Here is a 21,101-nt window from a genome sequence, read left to right as displayed (position 1 = left end):
GATCAGATCCGCCGGTCGGCCATGACCATCAGGCGGTGTGACGCCGGCAGGGACGAACCCGGCATCTGGTCACGCGACCGCTCCAGCCGGATGCCCGGAACCGCGACCCCGTCGTAAATGTCCAGTTTCGCCACCGACACGCGGGCCGACTGCACCTGTTCGTGGGCCAGACACATGCGGGCGATCTTCTCCGCCAGCATCTCGACCAGATTGGTGTGCTCGTCCATCAGGATCCGCTTCAACCCGGACAGCAGATCATCATAGGACAGCACGTCGCCGATGTCGTCGGAGAATTGGGCGCCGTCCTGGCGCACCTGCAGCAGAAGGTCGATGCGCACCCGCTGCGGCGCACCGCGCTCGTAATCGAAGACGCCGATCCGGCAGGGCAGGACGACATTCTCCAGGAACAGCTCGTAAAGGCCGGCCGGGATGGAGGACCGCTGCGCGTCGGCCGTGGCCGCGCCGCGCGCGCATTGGGCGGAAAGGATCGTTTCGAGCATCGGTGCCGTCCTCCTGGCAGTTGTCCGGCGGGGCCTGACGCGGATCTGGTGTCGGGCAGGCCGATTTGTACCTTATCGGCGGCCGCAGGAGGATATGTGTTCGAATGCGACAGCTTATTGACGATTCCCGCCGCCGCCCGCCTGTTTGCCCCGAGCCGGTCCCGACCTGCATTCCGACACCCGCTGCGGCATCAACTCAGGCCGGCGAACTCGTGCGCGGCGGCAAGCGGGCTGTGCCGCTGGCTCTGGCGGTCGCTGCGCGGGGCGACACCGAAGTGATCGCGGTAGCATTTGCTGAAATGGGTGGCGGAAATGAAGCCGCAGCTGATCGACACCTCCATCACCGACATCCGGGTCTGGCACAGCAACTGCCGCGCCCGCTTCATGCGGAGGCCGAGATAGTATTTCGCCGGCGAGCAGTTCATGTATTTCCGGAACAGCCGCTCCAGATTCCGGCGGGACTGGCCCAACTCCGCGGCGAGCGTCAGCAGGTCCAGCGGTTCCTCGATGTTGGCCTGCATCACCGCCACGGCGGCGTTGAGGTCTTCGTGATCCAGCACCGGATTGGCATGCAGTTCTTCCTGCTGGCGGATGCTGCCGGCCCGGATCTTGGTGTGCAGAAGCTGTTCGGCGATGTCCATCGCCAGCTTCTCGCCATGGCGGGCGGCGATCAGGTGCAGCATCATGTCGGTGGCGGCGGTGCCGCCCGCGCAGGTGAAGCGGTTGCGGTCGATGGTGAACAGCTCCCCCGTCGCCTCGATCTCCGGGAAGGTCTCGGCGAAGCCGGCCATGTTCTCCCAATGGATGGTGCAGCGGTAGCCGTTCAGCAGGCCGGCCCGGGCCAGGATGTGGCTGGCCGTGCACAGGGCGCCGAAGGCGATCCCCTGGGCGGCCGACCGCCGCATCCACGAGAACACCGCCCGATCCTCGTACCAGTGGCCTCCGACGCCGCTGCACACCATCACGGTGAACAGCTGAGGCGCGTCGGCGATGGCGTGGTCGACGCAGATCTGGATGCCGTTGCTGGCCCGCTCGACCCCGCCGGTGGGGGAGAGCAGCACCCAGCGATACAGCTCCTTGCCGCTGATGTGGTTGGCAAGGCGGAGAGGCTCCACCGCCGCGGTGAAGGCGATCATGGAGAAATCGGGAACCAGGAGAAAACCGATCGTGTCGACCTTGGAACCGCCGGACTGCTGTTCAATGCACTTCATTGTCCCGTGCCCCTCTTCCGCATGCCTGTTCGTATGTCGTGGGTCGCGAATGGTCGGCGAACACGCTGCTTTCCCGCGGCCTTGTTTGCTTGGGCGGCCACGTTCGGACGGGCGGGAGGATGGTCCTTCTCCGCACCATCAAGTTTTTATGACAAGCAGCCTACGCAGGTTGCGGCCCGGCGACATTGAACAAAGCGGACATTATCCTTGAAGGAGCGCGACGTTGATCGGATCGGGAATGTTTTTTGTGCAAATCATCCGGGTGTGCGAGCGATATTAGCATCCGGCGGGGTAGTCCCCCACTCCCCAAACGGCTGAGGCCGGATGATCATTGGGCTGATGCTTTCAAAGGCAGGACAGCAGCTCGCCGCGTCCGCCGAAGCCACGGTCGCCCAGCCAGCGGCGTGCCCGCCCGGTCAGGCCCCGGCAACTGGGGGGAACCCAGTCCAGTTCCGACAGATGATTGTCGAGAAGCGACAGGAAAGGCAGCTGGTTGAGGCCGCAGTCGGCGAAACCCGGCAGCGCATCGATCTCGCCGCGGAACAGGACGGTGCCGTTCCGCATGCCGTGTCCCGTGGCGGCACCCGGCCTGCCGCCGATCAGCAGGCTGCCGGCGTTCATGTGCAGGGCGGCATAGGCGCCGGCATCGCCGCCGACGGCGATCAGTCCGCGCCGCATGCGTTCCCCGACACGGTCGCCGCAACTGCCCCGGACCAGGATCCGTCCGCCCGTCATCCCCGCCCGTTCGCCGGGCAGCGCGCCGCCCAACTCGTTGCCGGCATCGCCGGCGATGGTCAGCACGCCGCCGCGCATGGCGGCACCCGCCGCCAGCCCGGCCGATCCCTCCACCACCAGAGATCCGCCGCTCATGCCGGTGCCGGCGCGGTGGCCGACCGGCCCGGCGACGCGGATGGTGCCGCCGGACAGTCCCGCCCCGACGAAATCGAGCCGCTCGTCGCCCTCCAATTCGACGGTGTCGCCGGGGCTGCCGGACAGGTCGAACAGGTCGCCCACCGCGATCCGGCCCCGGCCGAGCCGAAGCGGCAAGGCGGCGATCTCCGTCAGGTCCATCGCAGCCAGCCGGTGCGGCAGCAGGGGAGAGGCGTCGACGCGGCCGGTCAACGGGCCTTTCAGGCGGAAGCTCAGCATGCTCATGGCAGCAGCTCGTGAAGGTGGAAGTGGTGACGGCCCAGCTTGCCGCCGTAATTGCCGGCGGTGACGCCCCAGACGCCGGAGCCGCGACCGCGCTCGATCAGGCATTTCAGCCCGGCGGTGGTCGCTGCCGCGACATCGGCTGCGGTCAGCCCATCGATGACGATCTCCAGCACCGATTCCACCTCGGCCGGCAGGCGGGAGCGGGGCAGGCCGCGCAGTGTCGGGCAATAGGCGTCGTTGGTGGAGGCCGGCATCCCCTTGTACTTCGCCCCCACCTTGGAGCCGGAGCGCACCACGCCGCCGGGGAAAGGCAGCACCACGTTGGGCACGGCGCGCATGGCGTCCGCCGCCGCTTCCGCCGCCTCCAACGCCGCCATCCGGGCGTCGGCAAGGATCAGCAGGTTGCCGCCACCGACGGCCGGGACGCTCCAGCTCGATTCCTCGCACAGGAACTCGCCGTCCATCACCGGTATGCGCCAGTAGCGCCGGCCGCCCACCAACTTCGACATCTGCTGCCCGTCGCCGAAATAGCGCAGCTTCCGGCCCATCGGGATGAGATCCTCCTTGGCGCCGCGCGGCACGCCGGAGAAGCAGGCGGTGCCGGGACAGGTCAGGATGCATTGGCCGAGGCGAGTCTCCACCTGCTTGCCCAGCACGCTGCGCCCGGTGGCGAAGAACAGCAGGGACACGCCGGGGCGCCCGTCCGGGGTTTCCTCCGGTGCCAGCTCCCGCTCGATCCCCGATTCGCAGCCGCAGGCGATGACCGAGGTGGCGAAGCCCGTCGCCGCCATTCCGGCATGGCGCGCCCAGGCCAGCGTGTCGGCGGTCACGATCAGCCGGGTCGCCTTCATGTCGAAGGCTTCGGCATAGGTGTTCTCGATGTGGATGCCGTTCAGAAGCATGAGTCGGACGCCGTCAGGGTCGGAACGATGGACAGGCCGCCGCGGCCATGGTCGAGGATCTCCCCATCGGCGATGCGGAAGTTGCCGAGCCGCACGGTCTGGTGATCCTCGAACCACGGCTTCAGCCGCCTTTCGATGGCGGGATCGAACTCCGGCCGGACGACGATGGTGTCGCCCCAGCCGGTGGCGGTCAGCTCTCCGTTCCGCGCCACCAGCCGGCCGTTCTTGAACACCAGCGCGGGGGCGGCGAACATCGCCTCGCGGTCGGGCAAATCATCGTACACAACCACGTCGGCGACGGCGCCGGCACGCAGATGGCCGCGGTCGCGCAAGCCCAGCACGCGGGCGGGACCGGCGCGGGTCATGATGGCGATCTCCTCCAGCGTGTATTCGCGGTCGATGGAGCCGAGCCGGCTGTGCGCCGCCACGTCGGGATTGATCCGCGCCAGCTGCTCGTTGCGGAAGCTGCGGTCCATCAGCAGCCGGATCAGGTGGGGATAGCTGGTGAAGGGGCCGCCGTTCGGATGGTCGGTGGTCAGATAGACCCGCCAGGGATCCTCGATCAGCAGGAACAGCTCCAGCCCGATCGCCCATTGCAGGGCGTTGACGAACGCCTTGTCGCGGTAGCGGAACGGCACCAGCCCGCAGCCGCCGTCGCATTCGATGTCGGTGCACACCCACTTACGCGGGCTGGCGAGGCCGCTGTTGCGGAACTGCGACATGATATCGGCCGACGCGGTGATGGTCTGGCCGAAGATGATCTGGCCGACATCGACCGAGATGTTCGGGTTGCGGTTCACCGACTCCGCGATCTCGGCGGCGGCGGAGGAGAAGCGGCGGTCGCCTTCCGTCCCATAGCTGTGGAATTGCAGATGGGTCAGGTGGGCCGGCAGCCCGTCGAGCGCGGCGATGGTGTCGCGCGTCACCGATTCGTTGCCGGGGATGCCCAGGTTGTTGCAGTGGATGTGCAGCGGATGCGGCACCCTCAGGTCGGACAGCGCGGTCGCCAGCGTGGTCAGGATGCGGCGCGGCGTGATCCCGTAATGGGGATGCGCCTCGTCCAGATCCAGGCGGCGCTGGTTGAATTTGAAGGCGCTGATGCCGCCGGGGTTCACCACCTTGACGCCGACCGCCTGGGTGGCGTGCAGCATCCAGGCGACATAGTCGTTGACCTCCGACTGCGTCGCCCCGGCCGCCAGCCGCTCCAGCAGGAAGTCGTCGTTGCCGAGGACGGCGTAGCAACCCTTGTCGATGATCGGGACGTCGGCCAGCTCCAGATGGGTGTGCCGGGCGTTGGACGGCAACATCGCCGGCTCGAACGCCGCCGTGTAGCCCATCTCGGCATAGCGGTAGCCGGTGACGAAGCTGGACGGGGTGAACAAGCCGCTGCCGGACCGGCGCAGACCGTCCGGGGCGCTGCCGTGTTCGCGATGCTCCTCCGGCAACAGCAGGCGGGCGAGGTTGACCTTGCCGCCGCCGATGTGGCTGTGGATGTCGATGGCGCCGGCCATGACGATGCGGCCGTCCAGATCGACCACTTCCCCGATGCGGGCATCTTCCGGCGGCGTCGCGGCGATGCGGCCATCCTTCAGATACAGGTCGCGCAAGTCGCCGCCATCCGTAGCCCCGGTGGGGTCGCAGACGCGGCCGCCGCGCAGCAGGGTATAGGCGTCAGACATGCGCTGTCTCCCGGATCAGGACGGGAAGAGGGGTGGCGGGAAGCCGGTCGAGCAGAGCGTTCAGCACCGCCGCGGCGGTCGGCAGGGTGGCGGCGGACGATTTGCCGGAGAATTTGTGAAACCGCAGCCGGCGCAGCGGCAGGGCGGCGACGCCGTCGCCGCGGTGGATGCTGCCGGCATGGTCGAGGCCGGGGACGGCGACCGGGATCAGCACCTCCGGGTCGTGGGGCAGCGGCTGTCCGGGACGGGCCAGCACGACCATCGGCGTGCGGGTGTCCGGCACCTCCGCCCCGTTCAGCGCCGAAAGCCAGAGCAGCGCATCGATCCCGTCCTCGGCCAGCAGGCTCTTCAGCCGGTAGCGCAACGGATCGTGCTCCGGCGGGCCGGCGCCGAGGCGGGAGCGCAGCGGCACGCCATATTGCCAAGCGCACACGTAGTTGGCGCCCAAGGCATTGCCCTTGCCGCCAAGGGACAAGCCGGCGCAGCGGGTGGCGGCGTTGACAGTCACGACCAACCGGTTGAAGGCCTCGACTGCGACATCGCCGGCTGCCGGGTCCAGCGTGGCGGCGACCCAGCCGACGACGCCGAAACGCGCCTCGCGCAACGCCGTGGCGACACGGGCGAGATCCGCCATCGCGATGCCGCCCACCCGGTTGCCATGCGGGGTTTCGCCGGCCACCAGCTGCGACAGCGCGGCGGCGATGGCGGGTGCGTGGATCAGGTTGGCGGTCAGCCGTTCGAATCCCTCCGGCGCCAAGCCGTCGCCGGGGCCGATGAGAAAGCCGCGCACGGCGCCGGCATCGCGGAACAGGGCCTTGGGCGGATGGATGATGCGATCGAACAGCCGGGGTGCGTGGCGGTCGAACTCCGTTCCGAACAGCACGAACAGGTCGGCGCGATTGCGCACTTCACCGAAGGTGGCGGTCATGGCACCGGTCACCTGCAAGGCGCGCAAGCCGTGGAACAGGCTTTCGGACGCGGCGTGGTCGACCACCGCACCCAGCCGTTCCGCCAGCGCCAGGGCCGCGGAAACCCCTTCGGTGTCGGCGGCCAGTCCGCCGACGGCCGGAAAAGCGGCGTTGCGCAACAGTGCCGCCGCCGCGTCCAGCGCCGCGTCGAGCGGAACGGCTCGGCCCCTTATGAAGCAATGGGCCGGCAATGCCGGAAGGGCGAACAGGGTGCGAGCGCGTGCGCAGCCGTTGTCGGTTACCCTCAACTGGCCGACCCGATCATGCGCAACCGTAAGGTCGTCACAGGCCATTGCGCAGAACGGGCAAACGACATCGCTCATCGGTGGCGGAAGATCTGTCCCGCCGAGTTCGTTGTCCATGTCCTAAACCCCGCACGTGATGTCGATTGCGACGAGTTCTGCAAAGATGTTGGCGCGTAAAAACACGCTCGATTTCTTATGAAGAAATGAGATGAACAGGGACGCTGATGTCATATCTACTTTGATTGTGCGATTTTCCGTCGCCGTTTCCATTGATTTTATCGTGATCGATTTTATTATGTCTGAAAGGCGGCTGGTCGCCTTGGCTTTTGCGACAGGTAGGCCATGATTTGCGGCGAACAGCGACCGACGGTCGACGCGGTGCGGGTGGAGGTGCCGGCCCGCCTGCATCTGGGGTTTCTGGACATGGAAGGCGGGCTGGGACGGCGCTTCGGCAGCCTGGGGCTGACGCTCGACGGGTTGGGAACGGAATTGACGCTGGTCCGGGGCGACCCGGCCGGCGATGCCGCCGACCGTCCCATCTGCCGGGCGCGGGGATATCTCGACCGCCTGTGCGCTGCGTCGGGGGTGGAGAACCGCTTTTCCCTGCGGCTGGGCCGGACGATCCCTTCCCATTCCGGACTGGGGTCGGGCACCCAGCTGGCGCTGGCCGTCGGGGCGGCCCTGTCGGCACTGACCGGCCGGCCGCTGCCGCCGCGCCGCGTCGCCAGCCTGCTGGACCGGGGATCCCGGTCGGGAATCGGTGTCGGCGCCTTCGAGCAGGGCGGCGTCATCCTGGACGGCGGCAAGGGCGCGCTGGACGAGCCGCCGCCGGTCATCAGCCGGATGGCCCTGCCGGAGGCGTGGCGGATGCTGCTGGTGTTCGACGATGCCAACCGCGGTCTGTCCGGCACGGCCGAGACGGTCGCCTTCCGCGACCTGCCCCCCTTCCCGGCGGACAAGGCGGCCTATCTGTGCCGGCTGGCGCTGATGGTCGGGCTGCCGGCGCTGGCGGAAGGGGATGCGGTGCGGTTCGGCGCTGCGGTCACGGAACTGCAGAGCGTGGTCGGCGACCATTTCGCTCCGGCGCAGGGCGGTCGGTTCAGCAGCCCGGACGTGGCCGAGGTGCTGCGCTGGATGCCGTCGGTCGGCGCCACCGGGGTCGGGCAGAGTTCCTGGGGGCCGACCGGATTCGCGATCTTCGGCGATGCCGGATCGGCGGAACGGGCCGCGGAGGGGGCGAGGGCGCGCTGGCGGCTGCAGGCCAATCTGCGTTTCGTTGTCTGCCGCGGGCGGAATCGCGGTGCGGTGGTCGAGACATTCACCGGACGAAGCGCGGTCGCTGCCGGATATGAAACAGTCGCAAAAAAGACAGCGTGAGCTTGTGAGGTGAAAGACAGTGCCATGAAGCGAACCAAGGACTTCGTTTCATGGAAAAGCCCTATATCCTGCACGCCATTACTCCGGTAAAGGCGGTCAGTCCATTCGACATCAACATGGCTTGCGATGCCGGTTACGGCATCATTGCGCCTTACACCAATGTCGAGACTGGTGAAGTCCCGGGTCTTGTCCAGGACATGATCTTCTCCCGTGCGCCGGGCGATGCCAAGCGGACCGGCCTGTTCATCGCCGGACGCGACATCCTGAAGGCGCTGGACATGCTGGAGGCGGCGCGCGGCGCCATGGTGCCGCCGTTCGAAATCTCGGTCTTCGCCGATCCGTCCGGGGCCTACACCACCGCCGCTGCGATGATCGCGAAGGTCGAAGCCCAGCTTGAAAAAGCCGGGATGCATCTGGCCGGCGCGCGGGTGGCGGTGTTCGGCGGCAAGGGGCCGGTCGGCGGAATCGCGGCGGTGCTGGCGGCGCGTGCCGGCGCGGCGGTGCGGTTGGTCGGCCATGACGGCGCCGCGTCGGTCGCGGAGCGGGCGTCCTCCTATCATGAGCGGTTCGGCGTGACGCTGGGCGCGGTGGACGGGTCTACCGACGCGCACAAGGCCGCCATCCTGGAGGAGACCGACGTGGTGCTGGCGGTCGCCCGCGCCGGTGTGCAGGTGCTGAGCCGGGCGCAGATCGCCGCCGCCCCGTCCGTGCGGGTGGTGGCCGACGTCAATGCCGTGCCGCCGGCCGGCGTGGAGGGGGTGGACGCCTTCAGCGACGGCGTGCCGATCGACGGGACCGATGCGGTCGGCATCGGCGCGCTCGCCATCGGCAACGTGAAGTTCAAGACCCAGCATGGCCTGTTCAAGGCGATGCGCGAGGCGGAGAAGCCGGTCAATCTGGCCTTCGACGACGCCTTCACCCTGGCCCGTGCCCAATGCCGGAAAGCGGCCTGATCCTGGTCGCCGCCCTGTCGGGCCGCGCCATCGCCCAGGCGGTCGCGCGCACCGGGGCCGTGGCGGCGACGCTGGACCAGTTCGGCGACGCCGACCTGCAGATGCCCGCCCGCCGCGTGGCTGGTGATCCCGTGGCCGGCTTCGACGGGCAGGCGCTGATCGCCGCCGCGCGGGCGCTGGCTCCGCCGGGCAGTGGGTTGGTCGTGGGGTCGGGGTTCGAGCAGGCGCCGGAGTTGCTGGCCGCCCTAATGGACGCCGGTCCCTTCCTCCTGCTCGGCAACGGGCCGGAGGTGGTGCGGGCGGTCAAGGACCCGACCGGTTTCGCCGCTCGGCTGGCGACGCTTGGGCTGGGGGAGTTGGGAGTCTCGCATCCCGAAACCCGTTTTGAAGCCCGCCATCCTGCCGCACCGGAGGACTGGCTGCTCAAGCGCATCGGGGCGGCAGGAGGCTGGCACATCGTCCCCTGGGATGGGAGGCCGCTGCCGGGTGGTCACTACCTGCAACGGCGGGCGGCGGGCCGACCGATCTCAGTCGCCTTCATCGCCGACCGTTCCGGCCGGTGCGAACTGGTGGCGATCAGCCGGCAATGGGCCGACCCGGTGGCGGGAGCGCCCTTCCGGTACGGCGGGGCAATGCTGCCGGCAGCGGTGCCGCAATCACTGGCCGACCGGCTGGCGGAGGCGGCGCGACGCATCGCCGTGGCCTTCGGGCTGGTCGGGCTGAACAGCCTGGACCTGCTGGTCGACGGGGAAGCGGTATCGGTGCTGGAGGTCAACCCGCGTCCGGGCGCCACGCTCGACCTGCTCGAACGCCACCGGCTGGGCGGGGTGATGCGCGCCCATCTGGACGCGGCGGCCGGACGCAGCTGGAGCCCTGGGTCCCCTCGTCCGGGCGTCATCGCCGGTGCGGTGGCCTACGCAGCCGAGGCGCTGACGATGCCGGCGGATTTCCCCTGGGCGCCCTGGTGCGCCGACCTGCCGCGCCCCGGCAGCACCGTTGAGGCCGGACAGCCGCTGTGCAGCGTCACCGCCTGGGGCGGGGACGAGGAGGAGGCGCGGCGCCGCCTGTCCCGCCGGATTGAACGCATCGTCGCCGACTGCGCGCGGCGGACCTGTCATATGGAGAACACCGGCGATGTCGTCTCTTCCCTTCAGCGTTAACCGGCTTGCCGCCCCCATGGTGCATGCGCTGGTGGCGGACGCCGCCATGCTGCGGATCGGCGTGGAGCAGCATCCCGCCGGCTGTACCGTGATCGATGCCGGCATCGACCGGCCCGGCAGCCTGGAGGCCGGGCGCCGCATCGCCGAGATTTGCATGGGCGGCGCCGGCACCGTGCGCATCGCCATGGATTCGCCCTTCGCCCATTGGCCGGCGCAGGTGACGGTGGCCGCCGCCGATCCGGTGCTCGCCTGTCTGGGCAGCCAATATGCCGGCTGGAGCCTGTCGGGCGAGAAGTTTTCGGCCCTGGGATCCGGTCCCGGCCGCGCCCTGGCGGTGAAGGAGCCGCTGTTCGCCGAACTTTGCTATCGCGACATGGCCGACCGCGCCGTTCTGGTGCTGGAGACGGACAAGCGGCCGCCGGCATCGGTGGTGGAGAAGGTGGCCCGCGATTGCGGCGTACCGGTGGAGCGCGTGACCCTGATCCTGACGCCGACCCGCAGCCCGGCCGGCATCGTCCAGATCGTCGCTCGCGTGCTGGAGGTGGGGCTGCACAAGCTGCACGCCCTGCATTTCCCGCTGGACCGGGTGCGCGACGGCGTCGGCTGCGCGCCGCTGCCGCCGCCGGGCCGCGACTTCGTCCAGGCGATGGGCCGGACCAACGACGCCATCCTGTTCGGCGGCAGCGTCCATCTGCTGGTCGACGGGCCGGACGATGACGCGGCCGACCTCGCCGCCCGCCTGCCCAGTTCGGCCTCCGCCGACTATGGCCGCCCCTTCGCCGACCTGTTCGCCGCCAGCGGCTTCGACTTCTTCAAGATCGACCCGATGCTGTTCAGCCCGGCCCGCGTGATCGTCACCGCTTTCGAAAGCGGACGGAGCTTCACCGCCGGGGCGCTGGCTCCGGCGCTGCTCGACCGCTCCTTCGGCATCGGCGGCTAGGGGGCCGGACGATGGGACGGACCCGCATCGCCATCTTCGTGGACGGTGCCGACTGGCACACCCGGCGGCTGACCGCCGCCTTCGCCCGGCGTGGCGCGACGGCGATCCCGGTTTCGCTCAGCGCCTGCGGCTTCGGTCCGGAGGGGCCGGTGATTGCAGGCTTCGACGGCGCGCTGCCCGATGCCTGTCTGGTCCGCACCATCTCCGCCGGCAGTTTCGAACAGGTGACGCTGCGGCTGGGCGTGCTGCATGCGCTGAGCCATGGCGGCGTGCCGGTCGCCAACAGTCCGGCGGCCATCGAACGCTGCGTCGACAAGAGCGCCACCGCCTTCCGGCTGGCCGCCGCTCGCGTGCCGTCCCCGCGCACCTGGACCGTCGCCGATCCCGTCCAGGCGTCCACCATCCTGGCCGCCCTCCATGCCGAGGGCAGGGCCGCGGTGCTGAAGCCGCTGTTCGGGTCACAGGGCAAGGGGCTGCGGCGGCTCGATCCCGGTATGGCTCTGCCGGACCCGGACGAGGTCGCCGGCGTCTACCATCTGCAGGAGTATGTCGGCGCGGCGGATGGCGGCTGGTTCGACTGGCGCGTCTTCGTGGTGGACGGGCGTCCGCTGGCCGCCATGGTCCGTCAGGGCGTCCACTGGATCACCAACGTCAAGCAGGGCGCGCGCTGCCATCCGGCCAGTCCGGGCGGCGTGCTGGGCGATCTGGCGGTGGCCGCCGCCGCCGCCGTCGGCACCGACTATGCCGGGGTGGACGTGATCCGCGCGCCCGACGGCCGCTTCCTGGTGCTGGAGGTCAACAGCATGCCGGCATGGCGCGGCCTCCAGGCGGTGACGCCGGTGGACGTGGCGCAGGCGCTGGCCGATCTGGTCCTGGCCCGTCTGGCCCCGCAAGTGCCGGCTCAGGCGTGGAGGGCGGGATGAGCGCCCTGCTGCCGACCCCGGGTCACGATTGCGGGGCCCTGGTGGAGGAGGCGGTGTTCACCGCCTGCCGGCTGGAGTTGATGGCGCTGAAGCCCGGCAACGTCCACATCCATGCCGAAGGCCATGGCATGAGCGTGACGCAGTTCCTGGACAGCGCCGCCGCCATCGCCCCGATCCTCGCCACGCCGGGCCTCCGGGTGGGGGAGGCGATCCTGCACGCCGTCACGGCGACGCGGGAAGTCGCCGGCTGCAACACCAATCTCGGCATCGTGCTGCTGCTGGCGCCGCTCGCCGCCGCCGCGCTGTGCCGTGACAAGGGCGAGCCGCTGCGGATGAGGCTGGCGCGGGTGCTCGACAGGCTGAGCGTCGCCGACGCCGCCGATGCCTTCGCGGCGATCCGTCTGGCGCTGCCCGCCGGGTTGGGAGAGACCCCGCAGCATGACGTCGCCGAAGCCCCCCGCGTCGATCTGCGGGCCGCCATGGCTGCCGCCGCGGACCGCGACCTGATCGCGCGGCAATACGCCACCGCCTTTGCCGACGTCTTCACCTTCGGCGTGGCCCGCGGCCGGTCGGCGCTGCGCCGCGGCGCCAGCGCGGCGGAGACGGCGAGCGCCATCCATCTCGGATTCATGGCGCTGCACCCCGACACCCACATCGCCCGCAAGCATGGCGCGGCGGTGGCGGAACGGGTGCGGGACCAAGCCTTCCGGCTGGAACGGCGCCTTGCCGTCAATCCTGCCTTCGGCGGCCATTCGGGCCATCAGGCCGGAGCAGCCCGCCGGCTTCTTGCTTTCGACCGCGCGCTGAAGCGTCGCGGCCTCAATCCGGGCACGTCCGCCGACCTGACGGTGGCCTGCCTGTTCGTGCTTCGGCTGTCGGGCGAACTGCCCGCCGGACCGTGGCCGCCGGACGACAACCGGCGGAGCCTTATCAAACCAACCAGCGTAGGGGATGCGCAATGCCTAAGATCGACAAGGTTATGGTCGGCGAAGCTCTGGTGGGCGACGGCAACGAAGTCGCTCACATCGATCTCATCATCGGTCCGCGCGGCAGCGCCGCCGAGACCGCCTTCTGCCAGACCCTGACCAACCAGAAGGAAGGCGTGAACGGCCTGCTGGCCGTGCTGGCGCCGAACCTGATGGTCAAGCCGTCCACGGTCATGTTCAACAAGGTGACGATCAAGAACGCCAAGCAGGCGGTGCAGATGTTCGGCCCGGCCCAGCGCGCCGTCGCCCTGGCCGTCGCCGAGTGCGTCGAGGACGGCACCATCCCGGCGGACGAGGCCGACGACCTGTTCATCTCCGTCGGCGTCTTCATCCACTGGCAGGCGGAGGACGACCGCAAGATCCAGGACTACAACCACGAAGCCACCAAGCTGGCGCTGAAGCGCGCCATCGCCGGCAGCCCGACCGCCAAGGAGATGCTGGACGGCATGGCCGCCGCGGTTCACCCGTTCGCCGCCAACTGACCGGACGCGAAGCGGGCAAGCGTCCCGGCGTCGAGGCGCCGGTCGTGAAGCGCGCTGGCCACCAGCACGGCATCGGTGCCGTGCGTGGCCAGCGCCTCCAAATCCGCCGCGTCGCGCACACCGCCGGCCCCCCATACCCGAACCCCCGGGCGTCGGGCCGCCAGCATGGCGATGCGATCCAGATCCGGTCCCTCGCTCGACCCGACCCGGTCCAGCGTCATCGCGATCACCCGCGCGGGCCAGCGGGCCGGTTCCTCGTGCAGCACAGCCGGTCCAAGCGGCACGCCCTGCCGGACATCCAGCGACAGCGCCACCCGGTCCTCTCCGGCCAGCGCCAGCGCCGCGTCCAGCGTCGCGCCGTCCGTCTGGCTTTCGCTGCCGATCACCAGATGGCGGATTCCGGCGTCGAGCCAGCGGCGGCAATCGTCGGGCGTCGCCAGCCCGGCATCGACCCAGAACGCCACCTCCGGCCAGCGCGTCTGCAGCGCCGCGACGGTGGAGCGATGGTCGCCATTTCCCCTGATCGCGTCGAGATCGGCGACATAGCAGGCGCGGAAGGGTTGCAGCGTCAGCAGCGCGGCCACGATATCCTGTGGTGCCGATCCTGCGGTCAGCGCGCTTTCGATGGGGCGGTAGCGGTCGCGCTCCCCCCGCTTGGCATGAACCACCTGCTCGCCCAGCAGGTCGATGACGGGAACGATGTCCATGGAGAACAGCCTTCGTCGGGTTCTGGTCTGCGAGTATGTCACCGGCGGCGCGCTGTGCAACGGGCCGCTTCCGACCGACCTGATGGATGAGGCCAACGCGATGGTCGCGGCCCTGGTCGGTGATCTGGTCGCGCTGGATGGAATACACGTCACGCTGTGCTGGGACAACCGCCTTGCCCCACCCCCATTTCTGCCCGACCGGGTCGCCCTGTGTCCGGTGGCGCCGGGCGAGGATCATGAAACGCGCTGGCGCGATGCCGCCGCCCTGTGCGACGTGGTCTGGCCGATCGCGCCGGAAAGCGATGGGCTGCTGGGCCACGTCGCCGCTCTGTTCCGCGGCACCGGCCGGCCGGTGGTCGCTTGTGCCCCCGACGCCATCACCCTTGCGTCGTCGAAGACGGCGACGGCGGCGCGGCTGGTCGAGCACGGCATCGCGGCCATTCCCACCGTGCCCTTCGGCGCCCCGCCGCCGCCCGCCGCCCGCCATGTGGTGAAGCCGGACGATGGCGCCGGTTGCCTCGACACCTTCATCGTCAACGACATCGCCGCCTGGAGGCCGCCGCATACCGGCCGCTGGATCGTCCAGCCGCTGGTCGAGGGCGTGGCGTGCAGCCTGTCCATGCTGGTCGACGATGACGGCGGGGTGCGGCTGCTCGGCTGTAACCGGCAGAGGGTGGAGCGCGGGACCGACAGCTTTTCCTTCCATGGCGTCGAGGTCGGGGCGATGGAGCACCGCCGTGCCGCCTGGGAGCCGCTGGCCCGCGCCATCGCCGCCGCGATTCCAGGCTTGCGCGGCTATGTCGCCGTCGACCTCATCGACCGGCCGGCCGACCCGGAGTTGAATGGCCCGGTAGTGGTGGAGGTGAACCCGCGCCTGTCCGTCGGCTATTCCGGGCTGTCGCGGGTGCTGGGCTGGAATCCGGCGGGCGAAATCCTGGCTCTGTTCAACACCACGTCGGCCGATTTGGGCCGGGAGGCGGCGCATGTCTGACACCCGTGGTTCGACCGTAATCGGCTGGGACATCGGCGGCGCCCACCTGAAGGCCGCCTGGGCGGCGGATGGCCGGCTGCGCGAAGCGGTGCAGGTACCTTGCCGGCTCTGGCAGGGGATGGGAGAGCTGGATGCGGCCCTCGCCACGGTGCTGGATCGCCTGCCGGCCAACGCCGACCATGTGGCGACGATGACCGGCGAACTGGTCGATCTGTTCGACGACCGCGCTCAGGGCGTGCACGCGCTGATCGACCGGATGGCTGCTGCCCTGCCGCAGGGGCGGCTGCGAATCTATGCCGGCCGGCGCGGACTGCTGTCGCCGCCGGAGGCACGCGGACAGGTGATGGACGTCGCCTCCGCCAACTGGATGGCGACCGCCGCGGTGGTCGCCCGGCTCCTGCCGACGGCGCTGCTGATCGACATGGGCAGCACCACCACCGACATCGTGCCGGTGCGCGACGGTGCGGTGGTGGCGCGCGGCGTCACCGACCACGAGCGGATGGCGGTGGAGGAACTGCTCTATACCGGATTGACCCGCACGGCGGTGATGGCGATGGAGCGCACCGCGCTGGTCGCTGGCGAGCGGTTGCCGATGATGGCCGAGTATTTCGCCACCAGTGCCGACCTCTACCGCGTGCTGGGCCGGCTGGACGAGGCCGCGGACCAGCATCCCGCCGCCGACAACGGGGCGAAGACGGTTGAGGCCAGCCTGCGCCGTCTGGCCCGCATGGTCGGGCATGATGCCGGCGATTACGATCCGGCGATCTGGCGGGCGATGGCCGCCGATCTGACTGAACGCCAGCTGCGCCGCATCCACGATGGTGCCTGCCGCGTGCTGTCGGCCGGCTCGCCGCCCCTGCCGGTCGACGCGCCCGTGGTCGGGGCCGGCGTCGGGCGTGCGGTTGCGAAGGAAGTGGCCGCCCGGCTGGGCCGTCCCTACCAGGATTTCTGCGATGTGGTGGGCGCCCCCGCTCAGGATTGGGTCGCCAGTTGCGCTCCCGCCGCCGCCATGGCGTTGCTCGGTCTAGGGTGACGACATGAGCCGCGCCTTCGTCAAGGAAAGCGACGCCGAAACCGAGGGGCCGCTGCCGCAGATCACCGGTCCCCTGCATGTGTCGGCCGCCACCGTCGCCGCCTGGCAGGAGGAGCTTGCCGCGGCCGATGCCGAGATTGCGCAACTGCGCGGATCCGATGCGCCGGAGGACCGGCAGGCGATGAGCAGCGCCAAGCGGCGCGCCGACCTGCTGCGCGCCCGTCTGGCCGCCGCCGTGGTGGTGCGCCCGGCCGGCTCGGCGGATGAGGCCGGCTTCGGCTCCGTCATCGTCGCCGAGGACGAGACCGGACGGCGATGGACATTCACGCTGGTGGGCGGCGAGGAGGCCGATCCCGCCGCCGGCCGGATCAGCTGGCAATCCCCGCTGGGCGAGGCGCTGATGGGCGGACGGGCCGGCGACGTGGTGGAATGGCCACGCCGGAACGGCCCGCTGTCGCTTACCCTTCGTTCGGTGTCGGCGTCCTGATTCTTGCCGGTTCAACCGCCTTCCCGGCCGCCATCCAGCGCGCGCAGTTGCGGGCGGATTTTTACCATCATCTCGTCATGCTCGCGGCCGGGATCGGAATCGGCGACGATGCCGCCGCCGGCCTGGGCGATGACGCGGTTGGGCGTGACGGTCAGGGTGCGGATGACGATGCTGCTGTCCATGGCCCCGTCGAAGCCGATCCAGGCGACCGACCCGCAATAGGCGCCGCGCCGTGAGACCTCCAGCTCGTCGATGATCTCCATGGCGCGAATCTTGGGCGCGCCGGTGATGGAGCCGCCTGGGAAGGTGGCGCGCAGCAAATCGACCGGACCCAGGCCCGGCTTCAGCCGCCCCTCGATCACCGACACCAGATGGTGGACGGAGGCGAAGCGCTCCACCCCGCATAGGACCGGCACCTTGACGCTGCCGATGCGCGCCACGCGGCCGATATCGTTGCGCAGCAGGTCGGTGATCATCAGGTTTTCGGCCCGATCCTTGACGCTGTGCTCAAGCTCCAGGGCCAGGGCGTCGTCCTCCTCCGCATTGGTGCCGCGCGGGCGGGTCCCCTTGATCGGGCGGGTTTCCATGCGGCCGTCGGCGTGGAGGCGGATGAATCGCTCGGGCGAGGCGCTGGCCAGACCGGCCCCGCCGGGCAGCGCCAAGCAGGCGGCGAAGGGGGCGGGGCTGAGCGCCAGCAGGCGGCGGTACAGGTCGAACACCGACAGCCCGGCCGGCCGGTCGGCCAGGAAGCGCCCGGTGAAGTTGGCCTGGAAGATGTCGCCCGCGCGGATGTACTCAAGAACCTGCTCCACCCGCCGGCAATAGTCGTCCCGCGCGATCTCCGGCCGCCAGGAGGCGGAGGCAGCAAAGGGCGGCGGCAGGACGGCGGGCGCCGCTTCCAAACGCTCGGCAACTGATTGCAGACGGTCGGCAGCGCGGAGGCGGCGCCGGACCGGGCTGCTCTCGGGCAAGCCGCTGGACAGGATCCAGCCGCGCCGTTCCAGCTCATCGAAGACGATGACGGTGTCGTAGAGCCCGAAGGCCATGTCGGGCAGGCCGGTGTCGTCGCCATGGCGCGCCGGCAGCCGTTCCAGCACTTGTCCCAATTCGTAGCCGAGGAAGCCTACGGCGCCGCCGGTGAAGGGAATGGGCAGGTCGGGGGGAACGGGCAGGCGGTGGGCGTCCAGCTGCTCTTCCAGCACGGTGAAGGGATCGCCGGCCACCGCATGGCCGTCCACTGTGACAGAGCGGTCCTGTGCCTCGATGGTGCGGAAGGGCTCCACCGCGACGATGCTCCACCGGCCCCGGCCGCCGGCCTCCGCGGCGCTGTGCAGCAGCGCGGCGAAGGGCTGGCCGGACCAGGGTGCGAAGGCGGCGACCGGATCGCGGTAGGGGATCTCGCGGATCAGCGGCGGACTCCCGTCGCCCGTGCTCTCCCCGGCCGGACTATCGAAGACGAGGCCGTCCTGCGGCATGCGTCATGCTCCGATGCTGGTGGCGAGGGATTTGACCCAGAAGCGAAGGGGTTTGGCGGTCTCCTCCCGGTCACAGGCGTCGCACCAGGACAGGGTTCCGCCGATCTCGGGCTCCAGCCGATAGCCCAGCCGGCGCCATGCGGCATCTGGCGTCCGGTACGTGTTCGGGCGGCGGGGGTGGTCGACGGACCGGACGATCTCGCCGAAGGCGATGGACGCGAAGCGGCCGGTTTCGCGAATGTGGGATTCGCCGATCTCGAGCAGGGTAGTCCCGATCCCGCGCCCGCGATGGGAGGGGAGGACCACCACCTCTCCGAAATAGAAGATGGAGCGAGGGGCGCAGCCGGCATGGGTGAACGGGTCGCGCAAGGCGTCCAGTTCCTGGTCGAGCGGTGCGCCGGTGACGGCCGCGACCATGCGGTCGCGGTCGAAGGCGGCCAGGATGAGCCCGCCCGGAAGGCCGGCGAGATCGGACAAATAGCGTTCCTCGTAGGCGGCCGAACCGGAATAGAGATAGGGGAACTCGCCCAACACCGCCAGACGCAGGACCGCCAGCTCCTCCACCCGGTCGGCCAGCGCGGCGCCGGTCAGCCGCTCCACCCGTATGCCGCCTCCGATGTCGCCCGCATTATCGCCATGCAGCCGCGGTCCGTGGGGTGGCACGGGCCGCGCCGGAAGAGCGGCGGCGAAGCCCCCTTCCGGAAGAGCCCCTGCGCTCACCGCGCCGGCACCGGCAGGAACCGCCGCAGGAACGCGAAGCGTGCCGGGCCTGGAGCGGAGGCGGTCCGGCCGAAGCTTTGCGTGATGCGGTCGAGAACGATCGCCAGCAGCACGACGCTGAGGCCGCTTTCGAAGCCCAGCGCGATGTCCAGGCGCTGGATGCCCTGCAGCACCACGTTGCCCAGGCCGCCGGCGCCGATCATCGAGGCGATGACGATCATCGACAGCGCCATCATCATGGTCTGGTTCACGCCCGCCATGATCGAGGGCAGGGCGTTCGGCAGCTGCACCTTGAACAGAAGCTGGCGGTCATGGCAGCCGAAGGCCTTTCCGGCCTCGACGATCTCGGCCGGCACCTGCTGGATGCCGAGCGAGGTCAGGCGCACCGCCGGCGGCATGGCGAAGATCACGGTGGCGAGGATGCCCGGCACCCGGCCCAGGCCGAAGAACATCACGGCCGGGATCAGATAGACGAAGGCCGGCATGGTCTGCATGAAGTCCAGCGTGGTGCGGACGATGCTTTCGACCACGCGGTTGCGTGCCATCCAGACGCCAAGCGGCACGCCAACCAGCAGGCTGAGCAGGGTGGCGGTCAGCACCAGACCCAGGGTGGAGGCGGTCTCCGTCCACAGCCCGATGCCGGCGATCAGCACCAGGGCGGCTACCGTGAAGACGGCGAAGCCGACGCCGACGCGCCACAGGGAGATGGCGACGATCAGCCCGATCAGCAGCCAGGCCGGCGCGCCGACCAGCACATAGTCGATGGCGCCGCCGAAGCCGTTCACCACCGTCGCAATCGCATCGAACGTCGATTGGAAATGGTCGAGCATGAAGCTGACCAGATCCTCGACCCACTTGCCGATTCTGATTTCGGAATCCATCGGTCAATCCCCCCGAACCAAGGTGTGGAGCATGAGGGCGCGTGAAATGGCGCCGAGGAAGTTGTGGTCGTCATCGACGACGGGCACCGGCCATTCGGTGTCGGCGACGAGGGCGAGCAGGGCGTGGACGGGCGTGGCGGCGTTGACCGTGCGGACGTCGGGCAGGAAGGCGTTGATGAAGCGCGGCTGCGGCCCCTTCAGTTCGCGTTCCAGCGTCGTCTGCGAGACGACGCCTTCGAAGCGGCCGTCCTGGGTGCGCACATAGCCGAAATTGTGGTGGTTCTCGCGCAGCTGCTGCAGGGCAGGGGTCAGCTCGCCCGGCAGGCGGATGACCGTGTTGGTCGCCTCATAGCGCGCCACATCGCCCGCCCGCAGAACCTTGGACGCATCGACGTTGCGGAAGAAGGAGCGGACGTAATCGTCAGCCGGGCGGCTGAGGATTTCATAGGGCGTGCCGACCTGCACGATGCGGCCGCCTTCCATGATGGCGATGCGGTCGCCGATGCGCATCGCCTCGTCCAGGTCGTGGGAGATGAAGACGATTGTGCGCTGGTGCTCGCGCTGCAGGCGCAGCAGCTCGTCCTGCATTTCGGTGCGGATCAGCGGATCGAGGGCGGAGAAGGCCTCGTCCATCAGCAGGATGGTGGGATCGTTGGCCAGCGCGCGGGCGAGACCGACGCGCTGCTGCATGCCGCCCGACATCTCGCGCGGGTAGCGGTGGGCGTAGGTGCCAAGCCCGACCTGCTCCAGCGCCTGCTGCGCCGCCTTGTGCCGTTCGGCCTTGGACACACCGGAGATTTCCAGGCCGAAGGCGGCGTTGTCCAGCGCGCTCAGGTGCGGCATCAGGGCGAAGGATTGGAAGACCATCCCCATGTTGCGGCGGCGGGCCTGGATTAGCTCGGCCTTGGACATGCTGACCAGATCCTTGCCGTCGAGCAGGATCTCGCCGCTGCTGGGCTCGATCAGCCGGTTCAGCAGGCGGATCATGGTGGATTTGCCGGACCCCGACAGCCCCATGATGACGAAGATCTCGCCGGTGCGGACCTGAAAGCTGGCGTCCAGCACGCCGACATTGACGTTCAGCTTTTCCAGGACCTCCGCCTTGCTGGCGCCCTGGCGCAGCATCGACAGGGCGGGCTTTGGATCGGCGGAGAAGACCTTGTAGACGTTCCGCACCTCCAGGCGAACCGCCGCGTCTTCGCCGATGCTCGTCCTGGCGGCTCCGCGGGGAAAGCCCAGGCTGGCCGGACCACCGACCGAAACCGCGCTTCGCATCATCGTGTTCATCGACAGGCCCCCCCTGATTGCGCGACGGCGTGACCCGTG

At 69.6% G+C, this 21,101-nt stretch carries 21 protein-coding genes; 10 read left to right on the top strand and 11 right to left on the bottom strand.

What is annotated here, in order from left to right:
* Positions 1–2: 2 nt before the first annotated feature.
* From B9N97_RS29540 to B9N97_RS29515, 6 genes are all read right to left on the bottom strand, one after another.
* Complete coding sequence (locus B9N97_RS29540) at positions 3–500, bottom strand: dihydroneopterin aldolase (protein WP_085091400.1); 498 nt, start codon at positions 498–500, stop codon at positions 3–5.
* A gap of 191 nt (positions 501–691) precedes the next feature.
* Positions 692–1,711, bottom strand: coding sequence for a GlxA family transcriptional regulator (locus B9N97_RS29535; protein WP_085091399.1), 1,020 nt, complete (start codon positions 1,709–1,711; stop codon positions 692–694).
* Between the two features lie 345 nt (positions 1,712–2,056).
* On the bottom strand, positions 2,057–2,866 hold the full coding sequence (locus tag B9N97_RS29530) for a formylmethanofuran dehydrogenase subunit C (protein WP_085091398.1): 810 nt from the start codon (positions 2,864–2,866) through the stop codon (positions 2,057–2,059).
* The gene (gene fhcD / locus B9N97_RS29525) at positions 2,863–3,768 is read right to left on the bottom strand and encodes a formylmethanofuran--tetrahydromethanopterin N-formyltransferase (protein ID WP_085091397.1); all 906 of its coding nucleotides are present in this window, start codon (positions 3,766–3,768) and stop codon (positions 2,863–2,865) included. The genes B9N97_RS29530 and fhcD overlap by 4 nt, the downstream gene beginning before the upstream one ends.
* Positions 3,759–5,447 carry a formylmethanofuran dehydrogenase subunit A gene (locus B9N97_RS29520; protein WP_085091396.1) on the bottom strand — a complete coding sequence of 563 codons (1,689 nt, stop codon included), beginning with the start codon at positions 5,445–5,447 and terminating at the stop codon, positions 3,759–3,761. Before B9N97_RS29520 ends, fhcD begins: the two co-directional genes overlap by 10 nt.
* Complete coding sequence (locus B9N97_RS29515) at positions 5,440–6,738, bottom strand: molybdopterin-binding domain-containing protein (protein WP_244561001.1); 1,299 nt, start codon at positions 6,736–6,738, stop codon at positions 5,440–5,442. Before B9N97_RS29515 ends, B9N97_RS29520 begins: the two co-directional genes overlap by 8 nt.
* A 264-nt stretch (positions 6,739–7,002) precedes the next feature.
* Between B9N97_RS29515 and B9N97_RS29510 the strand changes: the two genes are divergently transcribed.
* The 7 genes from B9N97_RS29510 to fae are packed head-to-tail and all read left to right on the top strand — an operon-like array spanning position 7,003 to position 13,481.
* A complete protein-coding gene (locus tag B9N97_RS29510; RefSeq protein ID WP_085091394.1) occupies positions 7,003–8,037 on the top strand; it encodes a beta-ribofuranosylaminobenzene 5'-phosphate synthase family protein in 1,035 nt (344 codons plus the stop codon).
* A 50-nt stretch (positions 8,038–8,087) separates the two neighbouring features.
* Entirely contained in the window at positions 8,088–8,990 is a 903-nt protein-coding gene (locus tag B9N97_RS29505; RefSeq protein ID WP_085091393.1) for an NAD(P)-dependent methylenetetrahydromethanopterin dehydrogenase, read from the top strand.
* A complete protein-coding gene (locus B9N97_RS29500) occupies positions 8,972–10,150 on the top strand; it encodes an ATP-grasp domain-containing protein (protein ID WP_085091392.1) in 1,179 nt (392 codons plus the stop codon). The genes B9N97_RS29505 and B9N97_RS29500 overlap by 19 nt, the downstream gene beginning before the upstream one ends.
* Positions 10,125–11,090: a methenyltetrahydromethanopterin cyclohydrolase gene (gene mch / locus B9N97_RS29495; protein WP_085091391.1), complete on the top strand. Its 966-nt coding sequence runs from the start codon at positions 10,125–10,127 to the stop codon at positions 11,088–11,090. The genes B9N97_RS29500 and mch overlap by 26 nt, the downstream gene beginning before the upstream one ends.
* 11 nt (positions 11,091–11,101) lie before the next feature.
* Entirely contained in the window at positions 11,102–12,013 is a 912-nt protein-coding gene (locus B9N97_RS29490; protein ID WP_085091390.1) for an ATP-grasp domain-containing protein, read from the top strand.
* Positions 12,010–13,098 carry a triphosphoribosyl-dephospho-CoA synthase gene (locus B9N97_RS36555; RefSeq protein WP_244560999.1) on the top strand — a complete coding sequence of 363 codons (1,089 nt, stop codon included), beginning with the start codon at positions 12,010–12,012 and terminating at the stop codon, positions 13,096–13,098. Before B9N97_RS29490 ends, B9N97_RS36555 begins: the two co-directional genes overlap by 4 nt.
* Positions 13,011–13,481 carry a formaldehyde-activating enzyme gene (gene fae, locus B9N97_RS29480; protein WP_280174803.1) on the top strand — a complete coding sequence of 157 codons (471 nt, stop codon included), beginning with the start codon at positions 13,011–13,013 and terminating at the stop codon, positions 13,479–13,481. The genes B9N97_RS36555 and fae overlap by 88 nt, the downstream gene beginning before the upstream one ends.
* On the opposite strand, the gene B9N97_RS29475 is transcribed toward fae, so the two are convergent.
* Positions 13,460–14,188: a HisA/HisF-related TIM barrel protein gene (locus B9N97_RS29475; protein WP_085091388.1), complete on the bottom strand. Its 729-nt coding sequence runs from the start codon at positions 14,186–14,188 to the stop codon at positions 13,460–13,462. The genes fae and B9N97_RS29475 overlap by 22 nt on opposite strands.
* Between B9N97_RS29475 and B9N97_RS29470 the strand changes: the two genes are divergently transcribed.
* From B9N97_RS29470 to B9N97_RS29460, 3 genes are read left to right on the top strand one after another with little or no spacing between them, the layout of a single operon-like run.
* Positions 14,187–15,179 (top strand): ATP-grasp domain-containing protein, encoded by a 993-nt coding sequence (locus B9N97_RS29470; RefSeq protein ID WP_085091387.1) that lies wholly within the window; start codon positions 14,187–14,189, stop codon positions 15,177–15,179. The two genes, B9N97_RS29475 and B9N97_RS29470, sit on opposite strands and share 2 nt — an antisense overlap.
* Positions 15,172–16,212 carry a hydantoinase/oxoprolinase family protein gene (locus B9N97_RS29465; RefSeq protein WP_085091386.1) on the top strand — a complete coding sequence of 347 codons (1,041 nt, stop codon included), beginning with the start codon at positions 15,172–15,174 and terminating at the stop codon, positions 16,210–16,212. Before B9N97_RS29470 ends, B9N97_RS29465 begins: the two co-directional genes overlap by 8 nt.
* Before the next feature lie 4 nt (positions 16,213–16,216).
* The gene (locus B9N97_RS29460; protein ID WP_085091385.1) at positions 16,217–16,699 is read left to right on the top strand and encodes a GreA/GreB family elongation factor; all 483 of its coding nucleotides are present in this window, start codon (positions 16,217–16,219) and stop codon (positions 16,697–16,699) included.
* A gap of 11 nt (positions 16,700–16,710) precedes the next feature.
* Here the strand turns inward: B9N97_RS29460 and pabB are convergent, their stop codons facing one another.
* From pabB to proV, 4 genes are all read right to left on the bottom strand, one after another.
* Positions 16,711–18,174 carry an aminodeoxychorismate synthase component I gene (pabB, locus tag B9N97_RS29455; RefSeq protein ID WP_085091384.1) on the bottom strand — a complete coding sequence of 488 codons (1,464 nt, stop codon included), beginning with the start codon at positions 18,172–18,174 and terminating at the stop codon, positions 16,711–16,713.
* A 3-nt stretch (positions 18,175–18,177) separates the two neighbouring features.
* A complete protein-coding gene (locus tag B9N97_RS29450; protein WP_244560997.1) occupies positions 18,178–18,774 on the bottom strand; it encodes a GNAT family N-acetyltransferase in 597 nt (198 codons plus the stop codon).
* Between the two features lie 116 nt (positions 18,775–18,890).
* Positions 18,891–19,775: an ABC transporter permease gene (locus tag B9N97_RS29445; protein ID WP_085091382.1), complete on the bottom strand. Its 885-nt coding sequence runs from the start codon at positions 19,773–19,775 to the stop codon at positions 18,891–18,893.
* Positions 19,776–19,778: 3 nt separating this feature from the next.
* Positions 19,779–21,062 carry a glycine betaine/L-proline ABC transporter ATP-binding protein ProV gene (proV, locus tag B9N97_RS29440; RefSeq protein WP_085091381.1) on the bottom strand — a complete coding sequence of 428 codons (1,284 nt, stop codon included), beginning with the start codon at positions 21,060–21,062 and terminating at the stop codon, positions 19,779–19,781.
* Positions 21,063–21,101: the final 39 nt, after the last annotated feature.

This window comes from Azospirillum oryzae (assembly GCF_900177515.1).
GTDB lineage: Bacteria > Pseudomonadota > Alphaproteobacteria > Azospirillales > Azospirillaceae > Azospirillum > Azospirillum oryzae_A.
This window is presented reverse-complemented; position numbering and strand designations above follow the sequence as displayed.